The sequence below is a fragment of the Kineococcus auxinigenes genome, assembly GCF_050871525.1.
Classification (GTDB): domain Bacteria; phylum Actinomycetota; class Actinomycetes; order Actinomycetales; family Kineococcaceae; genus Kineococcus.
On sequence record NZ_JBKBCT010000101.1, the window covers coordinates 1 to 10,751 of the forward strand.

Annotated in this window: 8 protein-coding genes, 1 pseudogene and 2 riboswitches; of the genes and pseudogenes, 5 read left to right on the plus strand and 4 right to left on the minus strand. The window is 75.3% G+C overall.

Annotation, left to right across the window (positions count from 1 at the left end; all coding sequences use genetic code 11):
* Window positions 1-36: 36 nt before the first annotated feature.
* From metE to ACRYR9_RS18515, 4 genes are all read right to left on the minus strand, one after another.
* Entirely contained in the window at window positions 37-2,418 is a 2,382-nt protein-coding gene (gene metE / locus ACRYR9_RS18500; protein WP_432496034.1) for a 5-methyltetrahydropteroyltriglutamate--homocysteine S-methyltransferase, read from the minus strand.
* Entirely contained in the window at window positions 2,415-3,419 is a 1,005-nt protein-coding gene (locus ACRYR9_RS18505) for a methylenetetrahydrofolate reductase (protein ID WP_432496032.1), read from the minus strand. Before ACRYR9_RS18505 ends, metE begins: the two co-directional genes overlap by 4 nt.
* A gap of 70 nt (window positions 3,420-3,489) precedes the next feature.
* A riboswitch (SAM riboswitch) is annotated at window positions 3,490-3,583 on the minus strand.
* Between the two features lie 41 nt (window positions 3,584-3,624).
* Window positions 3,625-3,951: a ferredoxin gene (gene fdxA, locus ACRYR9_RS18510; RefSeq protein ID WP_432491972.1), complete on the minus strand. Its 327-nt coding sequence runs from the start codon at window positions 3,949-3,951 to the stop codon at window positions 3,625-3,627.
* On the minus strand, window positions 3,948-4,856 hold the full coding sequence (locus ACRYR9_RS18515; protein WP_432496029.1) for a sulfite exporter TauE/SafE family protein: 909 nt from the start codon (window positions 4,854-4,856) through the stop codon (window positions 3,948-3,950). Before ACRYR9_RS18515 ends, fdxA begins: the two co-directional genes overlap by 4 nt.
* A gap of 33 nt (window positions 4,857-4,889) precedes the next feature.
* A riboswitch (SAM riboswitch) is annotated at window positions 4,890-5,005 on the minus strand.
* A gap of 300 nt (window positions 5,006-5,305) precedes the next feature.
* On the opposite strand from ACRYR9_RS18515, the gene ACRYR9_RS18520 reads away from it, so the two are divergent.
* From ACRYR9_RS18520 to ACRYR9_RS18540, 5 genes and pseudogenes are all read left to right on the plus strand, one after another.
* Entirely contained in the window at window positions 5,306-7,039 is a 1,734-nt protein-coding gene (locus ACRYR9_RS18520; protein WP_432496027.1) for a nitrite/sulfite reductase, read from the plus strand.
* Window positions 7,036-7,770: a phosphoadenylyl-sulfate reductase gene (locus ACRYR9_RS18525; RefSeq protein WP_432496025.1), complete on the plus strand. Its 735-nt coding sequence runs from the start codon at window positions 7,036-7,038 to the stop codon at window positions 7,768-7,770. Before ACRYR9_RS18520 ends, ACRYR9_RS18525 begins: the two co-directional genes overlap by 4 nt.
* 20 nt (window positions 7,771-7,790) lie before the next feature.
* Window positions 7,791-8,726 carry a sulfate adenylyltransferase subunit CysD gene (gene cysD / locus ACRYR9_RS18530; RefSeq protein ID WP_432496085.1) on the plus strand — a complete coding sequence of 312 codons (936 nt, stop codon included), beginning with the start codon at window positions 7,791-7,793 and terminating at the stop codon, window positions 8,724-8,726.
* Window positions 8,726-10,312: pseudogene (locus ACRYR9_RS18535) on the plus strand (GTP-binding protein); the annotation flags it as partial. The gene cysD and the pseudogene ACRYR9_RS18535, both read left to right, overlap by 1 nt.
* A gap of 107 nt (window positions 10,313-10,419) precedes the next feature.
* Window positions 10,420-10,751, plus strand: a 332-nt coding sequence (locus tag ACRYR9_RS18540; RefSeq protein ID WP_432540209.1) for a precorrin-2 dehydrogenase/sirohydrochlorin ferrochelatase family protein, incomplete at its 3' end; no start/stop codon positions are given.

Below are 10,751 nucleotides of genomic sequence, written 5' to 3' on the forward strand. Positions count from 1 at the left end.
TCGCCCGCGGTCGAGGGCGCGGGCCGGTCGTGGGCGTCAGCTCGCCGGAACCGGTTCCACGGCGAGCTCGGCGCGGACCTCAGCGGCGGCGGCCACGAGGTTGCGCAGCGCGGGCACCGTCTCGGCGTACCCGCGGGTCTTCAGCCCGCAGTCCGGGTTCACCCACACCTGCCGCGCGGGCACCGAGGCCACCGCCAGGCGCAGCAGCTCGGCGACCTCCTCGCGGCCGGGGACCCGCGGGGAGTGGATGTCGTACACGCCCGGGCCGATGCCGCGGGCGAACCCGGCGCGGGCGATGTCCGGCAGCACCTCCATGCGCGAGCGGGCCGCCTCGATGCTCGTCACGTCCGCGTCGAGGCGGTCGATGGCGTCGATGACCTCGCCGAACTCCGAGTAGCAGAGGTGCGTGTGGATCTGCGTGGCGTCCGCGGCGCCGGCGGTCGCCAGCCGGAACGCGGCCACCGACCAGTCCAGGTACGCGGGCTGGTCGGCGCGGCGCAGCGGCAGCAGTTCGCGCAGCGCCGGCTCGTCCACCTGCACGACGCCGATGCCTGCCGCCTCGAGGTCGGCGACCTCGTCGCGCAGGGCGAGGGCGACCTGGCGGGCGGTGTCGGCCAGCGGCTGGTCGTCGCGGACGAACGACCAGGCCAGGATCGTCACGGGGCCGGTGAGCATCCCCTTGACCGGCTTCGGCGTGCGGGAGGCGGCGTGCGCGCTCCACGGGACGGTGATCGGCGCGGAGCGGGTGACGTCGCCCCACAGGATCGGCGGGCGCACGCACCGCGAGCCGTACGACTGCACCCAGCCGTTGCGGGTCACCGCGAAACCGTCGAGGTTCTCGGCGAAGTACTGCACCATGTCGTTGCGCTCGGGTTCGCCGTGCACGACGACGTCCAGCCCCAGCTCCTCCTGCAACGCCACCACGCGGTCGATCTCGGCGCGCAAGAACTCCTCGTACTGCTCCTGGGTGAGCCGTCCGGCGGTGCGGGCAGCGCGCGCGGCGCGGATCTCCCCGGTCTGCGGGAACGAACCGATGGTGGTGGTGGGCAGCTGCGGCAGGTCGAGCGCCTCCTCCTGCGCGACGCGGCGCACGGCGTAGCCGCTGCGGTGCAGCGCCTCCTCACCCAGGCCGGCGAGGCGTTCGCGAACCTCGGGGCGCACCACCCCCGGGGCGGCGAGGCGGTCGGCGCGGGCCGCGGAGCTGGCGGCGACGGTGTCCGAACCCGTGCCGGGGTGCTGCAGCGCCTCCCCCAGCAGGACGACCTCGGCGACCTTCTGGTCCGCGAAGGCGAGCCAGCCGCGCAGCCGCTCGTCCAGGTCGGGCTCGTCGGCGACGTCGTGCGGGACGTGCAGCAGCGAGGTGGACGTGCCGGCGACGACGGTGCCCGCCAGCGGCTCCAGCGCCCGCAGCTGCGCCAGGGCGGGCGCCAGGTCGGCGCGCCAGACGTTGTGGCCGTCGACGACCCCGGCGACGACGGTCTTGGTCTCCAGGCCGGGGACCGGACCGGCCGGAGCGGACCCGCGCACCAGGTCCAGCGCCAGGGCGTCCACCGCGGTGGCGGCCAGCGGCGCCAGGTGCTCGCCCAGGTCGCCGTAGGGGGCCGCGACCAGCAGGCGCGGGCGGGCGGGCGCCCCCGTCGGCGCGGCCAGCAGGGTGTCGTAGGCCGTGCGCACGAGCTCCGCGAGCCCGTCGACGCCCTCGGTGGCGGAGTCGCTGACGAGGGCGGGCTCGTCCAGCTGCACCCACGCGGCGCCGGCAGCGGCGTGCGCGGCCAGCAGTTCGGCGTACACCGGCAGCAGGTCGGCCAGGCGGTCGATCGGTGCGAACCCCTCGGGGCTGCCGTCGGCGGGCTTGGCCAGCAGCAGGAACGTGATCGGTCCCACGAGGACGGGACGGGTGAGGAAGCCGTCGGCCAGCGCCTCGGAGAACTCCCGCACACCCCGGTCGTCGGCGAACCGGAACTCCGTGTCCGGGCCGATCTCGGGGACGAGGTAGTGGTAGTTCGTGTCGAACCACTTGGTCATCTCCAGCGGCGCGTCCGTCCCGCGACCGCGGGCGATCGTGGACACCCCGGCCAGGTCGACCCGCCCGTCGGCGGCCACGACGTCGGCGAAGCGCGGCGGCACGGCACCCACGGCGATCGCGGTGTCCAGCACCTGGTCGTACGCGGAGAACGCCGAGGGGATCGAAGCGTCGTGGGCGTGCAGGCCCAGGTCGTTCAGGCGCCGCACGGTGCGGGCGCGCACCGCGGCCAGCGCCCGCTCGGTGGTGGCGACGTCGGCGTGGCCGGCCCACAGGGCCTCCAGCGCCTTCTTCGTCTCCCGGCGCGGGCCGATGCGGGGGTAGCCCAGGACGGTGGCCGACCAGGCGGGGACGTCGGTGGTGCCGGGGCGGGTGGTGCGGGTCTGTGTGCTCATCGGGATCCTCCAGCCGCGAGCGCGGCGTCGTGGGGAACCGCGGATGCCTGCGGCCGTCCGGCCGAGCTCGGGACCGTCGGGGTCCCGGCGCCGAGGTGCACACCCTCGAGCAGGTCCAGCGCCGCGGGCGCTGCGTTGAACGTGTAGAGGTGGAGCCCGGGGGCGCCGGCCGCGAGCAGGTCGCGGGCCAGGGCCTGGCCGAAGCGGGTGCCGGCGCGGTGGCGCGCGGCGTCGCCGTGCTCGGCCGCGGACTCCAGCAGGGCCAGCAGGTCGGCGGGTGGGGCGACCCCGGTGAGCTGCTCCAGGCGCAGCAACCGCGCCGGGTCGGTGGTCGGGATGATCCCCGGCAGCAGCGGCAGGGTGATGCCGGCGTCGCGGGCCCGGGCGGTGAAACCGGCGTACTCCCGGGCGGAGTAGCAGACCTGCGTGATGGCGAAGGAGGCGCCGGCGTCCTGCTTGGCGCGCAGGGCCTGCAGGTCGCCCGCGCGCCGGGAGGCCGGGAAGGCCGCCACCGCGACGCTCAGCGGCGGGATCGCCGTCACCGCCGCACCGTCACCTCCCGCGTTCAGGTGGTGGTGGCGGTCGGCGACGTGCAGGAGTTCCACCAGGTCGCACGCGCGGCGGACGGCGTCGGCCGGTGCCGGGTCGGCGATCCGCTCGGCCGGTGGGTCGCCGCGCACCGCCAGGACGTCGCGCACCCCCGCGGCGAAGAACTCCTGGGCGAGGTCCACGACCTGCCGCCTCGTGGCACCGACGCAGGTCAGGTGCGCCACGGCGGCGGCGCGGGTCTCGCGGCGCAGGTGGGCGAGCAGTTCGCAGCCGGCGTCGCGGGTTCCGCCGCCCGCACCGTGGGTCACGGAGAAGAAGTCCGGCCCGGTCCCGGCGAGCCGGTGGACCGTGCGGTGCAGGGCTTCCCGGGCCCGCTCCGAGCGCGGGGGGAACAGCTCGAAGCTCAGGGTGGGGCGGCCTGCGGCTCCGGCGACCAGGGGCGCGACGCTCACGACAGCGCGCGGGGATCGCCGGGCCCGGTGGTGCCCGGGGACGGGTGGGCGGTGGTGCGGGACATCGTCGACTCCATCGACCTGGCGGAAGCACCCGCTCCCGGGGGACCGGGGGGTTGCTGCGGCGTCGTCGAGCCAGGACTCTCGGCCGCTCTGGATGGGGTGGCGGTGCTGGTCGTGCTGGTGGTGCTGGTGGTGCGGTGGGTCAGTGCTCCCCGCCCTGCGGCGGCAGGGCGGCCACCACCGGGTGGTCGGCGTGGATCAGGCCCACCTTCGCCGCACCACCGGGCGAGCCGACGGTCTCGAAGAACTCGACGTTGGCCGCGGTGAACGCCGACCACTGCTCGGGCACGTCGTCCTCGTAGTAGATCGCCTCCACCGGGCACACCGGCTCGCAGGCGCCGCAGTCGACGCACTCGTCGGGCTGGATGTACAGCGAGCGCTCACCCTCGTAGATGCAGTCGACCGGGCACTCCTCGATGCAGGCCTTGTCCTTGAGGTCCACGCAGGGCTGTGCGATGACGTACGTCACTGCGCGCTGCTCCTCTCGTTGTCGGTGGTGGTGAGCGTTCGGGCGGTGCGGCGGTGCCGGCGCACCGAGTGGGCCACGGCGAGCGCGCCGGCGGCGAGGATCAGCGCGTAGACGACCCAGCGGACCGGGTCGGGGGCGCCGACGGCGTCGCTGCGCAGCAGGGTCCGCGAGTTCGTCAGGACGATGACGGCGCCGACGGCCGAGCCCAGCACGTGCGGCGGGGCGTAGCGCACCAGCCAGGCGGCGATGGGCGCGGCGACCAGGCCTCCGAGCAGCAGCGCGAGCACCCACGTCCAGGCGATGCCCTGCGAGCCGAGCCCCACGAGGAACCCCGCGCTGGCGGCCACCGCGACGAGGAACTCGCTGGTGTCCACCGAGCCGATGACCTTGCGCGCCTCCAGCCGGCCGGAGGCCAGCAGGGCGGGGGTGCCCACGGGGCCCCATCCACCACCGCCGGTCGCGTCGACGAACCCGGCGAACAACCCCAGCGGCGCCAGGAAGCGCCGCCGCAGCGGCCGGTGCAGGGACCGCTCGTCGAAGCGCGCCACCGCGGAGCGCAGCAGCACGTACACCCCCAGCAGCAGCAGCACGGCGCTGATCACCGGTGCGGCGACGTCCGTGGGCAGCGACGACAGGACCGTCGCCCCCAGGAAGGCCCCGACCGCGCCGGGCACGCCGACGCGCACCACGACGCGCCAGTCGACGTTGCCGAAGCGCCAGTGCGCGGCCCCGGAGGCCAGCGTGGTGCCGATCTCCGCGAGGTGGACGGTGGCAGACGCGGCGGCGGGGCTCGCTCCCACGACCAGCAGCAGGGTCGTGGAGGTGACGCCGTAGGCCATGCCGAGGGAGCCGTCGACGAGCTGGGCCAGCAGGCCGACCAGGGCGAGCAGGGCGAACTTGTGCACGAGAGGAGCCGTCCGTACGTCCGTGGACCCGCAGGTCCGCGCTTGCCGGACGCCGAACGGCGACCGGCCAGGTCCTCACCCGGAGCACCCCGCCGCGACAGGAGGGTTGCCGACCAGCGAGCCGGGGCTTGACGCTGGTACTCGTGACCGCCACTGACGGTAGACGAACCCCGGCAGGCGGTCAACACCTCGCGGCACCGGCGGTAACCGGGCGGTTTCCCCGGTCCGCCCGCCGGCGCCACGCTGATCGACGGGACCGTGTTGGAGTTCGTGCGCTCGTGCCCTACCGTGGTCACGTGGTCCAGCCCTCTGCCGTGCGCCTCGTCTCGCGCCGGTACGTCGACCTCATGCGGCTGCAGAGCGCCTACGCGTGCCGTTCCGGTCGCTCGCTGCACCCCACCAGCTGAGGGCCTCCTCACGAGGAGGACCCGTCTCTCCCGTGAGGTTCCATGACACCCGACGCCAGCACCGCCCCCCTCGAGCAGGCCGCCCCGCCGGCCCCCCGCCGCGCACCGCGCGCACCACGCCCCGGTGGCAACGGCCAGTGGCGCGTCGACGGCACCGCGCCCCTGAACCACAACGAGGAGGTCAAGGCGGCCGACGGGGGGCTGAACGTCCGCGAGCGCATCGAGAACCTGTACGCGCCCGGGGGTTTCTCCTCCATCGCGCCGGACGATCTCAACGGGCGGTTCCGGTGGTGGGGGCTGTACACCCAGCGGCGTCCCGGCATCGACGGCGGGCGCACCGCGCAGCTGTCCGCCCAGGAGCTGTCCGACGAGTTCTTCATGCTGCGCGTGCGGATCGACGGCGGTGCGCTGACGACCGAGCAGCTGCGCGTCGTGGCTGGCATCTCCACCGAGTTCGCCCGCGACACGGCCGACATCACCGACCGGCAGAACGTGCAGCTGCACTGGGTGCGCATCGAGGACGTCCCGGAGATCTGGCGGCGGCTCGAGGCCGTGGGGCTGCAGACGACCGAGGCGTGCGGGGACACCCCGCGCGTGGTGCTCGGCAGCCCGGTCGCGGGCATCGCCCGCGACGAGGTCATCGACCCCACCCCGGTGATCACGGAGATCGTGGAACGCTTCATCGGCGACCCGGAACTGGCGAACCTGCCGCGCAAGTTCAAGACCGCCGTCACCGGTCACCCCAGCCAGGACGTCGTGCACGAGATCAACGACATCTCCCTGGTGGGCGTGGTGCACCCGGAGCTCGGCGCGGGGTACGACCTGTGGGTGGGCGGCGGGCTGTCGACGAGCGCGCACCTCGCCCAGCGCCTCGGAGCGTTCGTGCCCCCCGAGCGGGCCGCGGAGGTCTGGCAGGGCGTGGTCAGGGTCTTCCGGGACTACGGCTACCGCCGGCTGCGCAACAAGGCGCGGTTGAAGTACCTGGTGGCCGACTGGGGCGCCGAGCGGTTCCGGCAGGTGCTGGAGACGGAGTACCTGGACCGGGCGCTGCCCGACGGCCCGCCGCCGCCGGCCCCCTCCGGTCGCGGCGACCACGTGGGCGTGCACGAGCAGAAGGACGGCCGGTGCTACGTCGGCCTGTCCCCCACCGTCGGGCGGGTCAGCGGCACGGTGCTGCGCGAGCTGGCCGACGCGGCGGAGGCGGCGGGCTCGGGTCGTGTGCGCTTCACCCCGCACCAGAAGGTCGTCGTCCTGGACGTCGACCCCGCACGCGTCGAGGAGTTCACGGCCCGCGCCGAGGTCCTCGGCCTGACCGCGCACCCCTCGCCTTTCCGGCGCACCACGATCGCCTGCACGGGCATCGAGTTCTGCAAGCTGGCGATCGTGGAGACCAAGGACACCGCGACGCGCGCGATCGAGGAGCTGGAGCGCCGCCTGGCCGGGGTGGAGATCGACACCCCGATCACGCTGCACGTCAACGGGTGCCCGAACTCCTGCGCCCGCGTCCAGACCGCCGACATCGGCCTGAAGGGCCAGCTGGTGCAGGACGAGCACGGCGAGCAGGTCGCCGGGTTCCAGGTCCACCTCGGCGGCGGGCTGGCCTCGGCCGACCGCGCCGAACCCGGTGTCGGCCGCACCGTGCGCGGCCTGAAGGTGACGGCCACCGCCCTGCCCGAGTACGTCGAGCGCCTGGTGCGGCGCTACCTCGAGACCCGGGAGCCGCGCGAGACGTTCGCGGCCTGGGCCCACCGCAGCGACGAGGAGGCTCTGCGATGAGCGAGACCACGACGACCACCGTCCCCGCGCCCCGTGCGCGCCGGGGCCGCGAGGAACTGCGGTCGCTGGCCGAGCGCGGGGCGACGGAGCTCACCGGGGCGGGCGCCGAGGAGGTCGCCGCCTGGGCGGCGGCCACCTTCCCCGGGACCCTGGCCGTGGCGTGCAGCATGGCCGACGCCGTCCTGCCGCACCTGGTGTCCCGGTTCGCACCGGGCGTGGACGTGCTTTTCCTGGACACCGGCTACCACTTCGCCGAGACCCGCGGCACGCGCGACGAGGTGGAGTTCGCGCTGCCGGTGCGCGTCGTGGACGTCCTGCCCCGGCAGACCGTCGCCGAGCAGGACGCCGAGTTCGGCCCCCGCCTGCACGAGCGCGACCCCGGCACGTGCTGCCGGCTGCGCAAGGTGGAACCGCTGGCCGCCGCCCTGGGCGGGTACGAGGCGTGGGTGACGGGCGTGCGCCGCGAGGAGGCCCCGACCCGGGCCGGTACGCCCCTGGTGCAGTTCGACGAGCGGCACGGGCTGGTCAAGCTCAACCCCCTGGCGGCCTGGACGTTCGACGAGCTCGTCGACTACGCCACCGCGAATGCCGTCCCGGTCAACCCGCTGCTGACCAGCGGGTACCCCTCCATCGGCTGCAAGCCGTGCACGCGCGCGGTGGCACCGGGCGAGGACCCGCGCGCCGGCCGCTGGGCCGGCACCGGCAAGACCGAGTGCGGGATCCACCTGTGAGCGCGCCGACGACGGCCGTCGTGCCGGCCGCGCGCACCGCGGCGGGCAGCGCCGACCCCGCCCGCGTGGACGACCTGCGGGCCTTGGAGGCCGAGGCCGTCCACATCGTCCGCGAGGTCGCCGCGGAGTTCGAGAACCCGGTGCTGCTGTTCTCCGGCGGCAAGGACTCCATCGTGCTGCTGCGCCTGGCGGAGAAGGCGTTCCGCCCCTCCCCGGTGCCGTTCCCGGTGATGCACGTCGACACCGGGCACAACTTCGACGAGGTGATCGACTTCCGCGACCGGCGCGTGCGCCAGGGCGGGCACCGCCTCGTGGTCGCCTCGGTGCAGGCCAGCATCGACGCCGGCCGGTCCCGCGACGACGGACCGGGTTCCTCGCGCAACCGCCTGCAGACGCGGACCCTGCTCGACGCGCTGGCCGAGGGCCGGTTCGACGCGGCGTTCGGCGGGGCGCGCCGCGACGAGGAGCGCGCGCGCGCCAAGGAGCGCGTGTTCAGCGTCCGCGACGCCGCCGGCCAGTGGGACCCGCGCAACCAGCGCCCGGAACCGTGGTCGCTGTACAACGGGCGCATCCACCGCGGCGAGCAGGTCCGGGTGTTCCCGCTGAGCAACTGGACCGAGCTGGACGTGTGGCGCTACATCGCCGCGGAGGGCCTGGAGCTGCCGAGCATCTACTTCGCGCACGAGCGCGACGTCGTCGAGCGCGACGGGATGCTGCTGGCCGTCTCGGGCATCACGCCGGCCCGGCCCGGTGAGCGGGTGCAGCGGCTGCGGGTGCGGTACCGCACCGTCGGGGACCTCACGGTCACCGGTGCGGTGCGCTCGGACGCCACCGACGTCGAAGCCGTCATCGCGGAGATCGGCACCGCCACCGTGTCCGAGCGCGGAGCCACCCGCGCCGACGACCGGACCTCCGCCGCCGCGATGGAGGACCGCAAGCGCGAGGGGTACTTCTGATGCGGGAACTGCTGCGGATGTCCACGGCCGGCTCGGTCGACGACGGCAAGTCCACCCTGATCGGCCGGCTGCTGCTGGACACCGGGAGCCTGCCCACCGACCACCTCGCCGCCGTCGACGGCCCCGGGGGCCCGGACCTGGCGGCGCTGTCGGACGGCCTGCGCGCCGAGCGCGAGCAGGGCATCACCATCGACGTGGCGTACCGGTTCTTCTCCACCCCGCGGCGGAACTACGTGCTGGCCGACACCCCCGGGCACGAGCGGTACACCCGCAACATGGTGACGGGGACCTCCAACGCCCACCTCGCCATGCTCCTGGTGGACGTGCGCGCCGGGGTGCTGGACCAGACCCGCCGGCACGCGAGGATCGCGACGCTGCTGGGCGTGCCGCACCTGGTGGCGGTGGTGAACAAGATGGACCTCGTCGACTTCGACCGCTCCAGGTTCTCCTCGGTGCGCGAGGAGCTGCGCGAGGTCGCCGACCGGCTCGGCGTGCGGATGCTCGTGGTGCCGGTGGCCGCCAAGCACGGCGACAACGTCGCGAACCGCTCGGCGAACACCCCCTGGTACGACGGGCCGACACTGCTGGAGCACCTGGACGCCGTGGAGGTCCTGCCGCCGGACTTCGGCGTGGGACGGCTGCGCCTGCCGGTGCAGTGGGTCTCCCGGCCCGTCGCCGGCCGACGACGCAGCTACACCGGCCGGGTGGCCGCGGGCACGCTGCGCGCCGGGGACGAGGTCGTCGTGCTGCCCTCCGGTTCCCGCACCCGCGTCACCGCCGTGGACACCCTCGACGACGGCCGCGAGGTCGCGGTGCCGCCGCTGTCGGTGGCGGTGGAACTGGCCGACGAGCTCGACGTGGGCCGCGGCGACGTCCTCGTCGCCCCGGACGCCGAACCCACCGTCACCCGCGAGGTGCGGGCTCAGGTGTGCTGGATGCACGCCGAACCCCTGACCCCGGGGCGCCGGTTGCTGCTGAAGCACACCACCCGCACGGTGCGCGCGGAGGTCACGGCCCTGCACGACCGGATGGACCCGCGCACGCTGGCCGAGCTGCCGACGCCGGAGATGTTGCAGCTCAACGACATCGGTGCGGTCACCCTGCGGACCGCCGTCGACCTGGTGGTGGAGCCGTACGCGCACAACCGGGACATGGGCGCGTTCGTCCTCGTCGACGAGCACACCCACGACACGGTGGCCGCCGGCGTCGTGCGCGAAGCCGTCGACCGGCGCACCGGCCCGCGCGCCGGTGACGGCGCGGTGTGGCGCCCCTCGCGGGCTCCTCGCCCGCACCCCGGGGCGGCGCTGTGGCTGCTGCCCGCGGCGGACGCCGGCCAGGTGGACGCCGAGCAGGTGGCCGGCGAGGTCGAGTCCGCCCTGCTCGCGCAGGGCCGCCCGGCGTACGCGCTGCGCGGGGAGAACCTGCGTGCGGGCCTGGTCGCGGACCTGGGCGATTCGGCCCCCGAACGCGCGGAGGCCTCGCGCCGCACCGCTCACGCCGCCCGGTTGCTGGTCGACGCGGGCGTCGTGGTGGTCGGGACCGCTCGCGACGCCGCGCAGGCGCAGGAACTGGCGCGGACGGTGGACGAAGGCGGTTGCACCGCGGTGGTGCTCACGCTCGAACCGGGCGAGGACGCGCCGGCCGCGGCCCGCCGTGCGATCGCCGTGCTCACCGGGGAGGCGGGGCGCGGCTGATGCAGCCGCTGCACCTGGACCTGCGCGGCCGGGCCGTCGTCGTCGCCGGCGGCGGCCCGACCGCCGCCCGGTGCGCCCGCGACCTGAGCGCCGCGGGCGCCGACGTCCTCGTCGTGGCCGTGCGGTTGTGCGAGGAGCTGCGCGAGCAGCACCGCGCTGGGCGGGTGCGCTGGCGCGAGGGCACCGCCGGCGCGGCGGACCTGGTGGACGCGTGGCTCGTGCACGCCGCCACCGGCGACGCGGCCGACGACGACGCCGTGGGGGGGGGGGGGGGGGGGGGGGGGGGGGGGGGGGGGGGGGGGGGGGGGGGGGGGGGGGGGGGGGGGGGGGG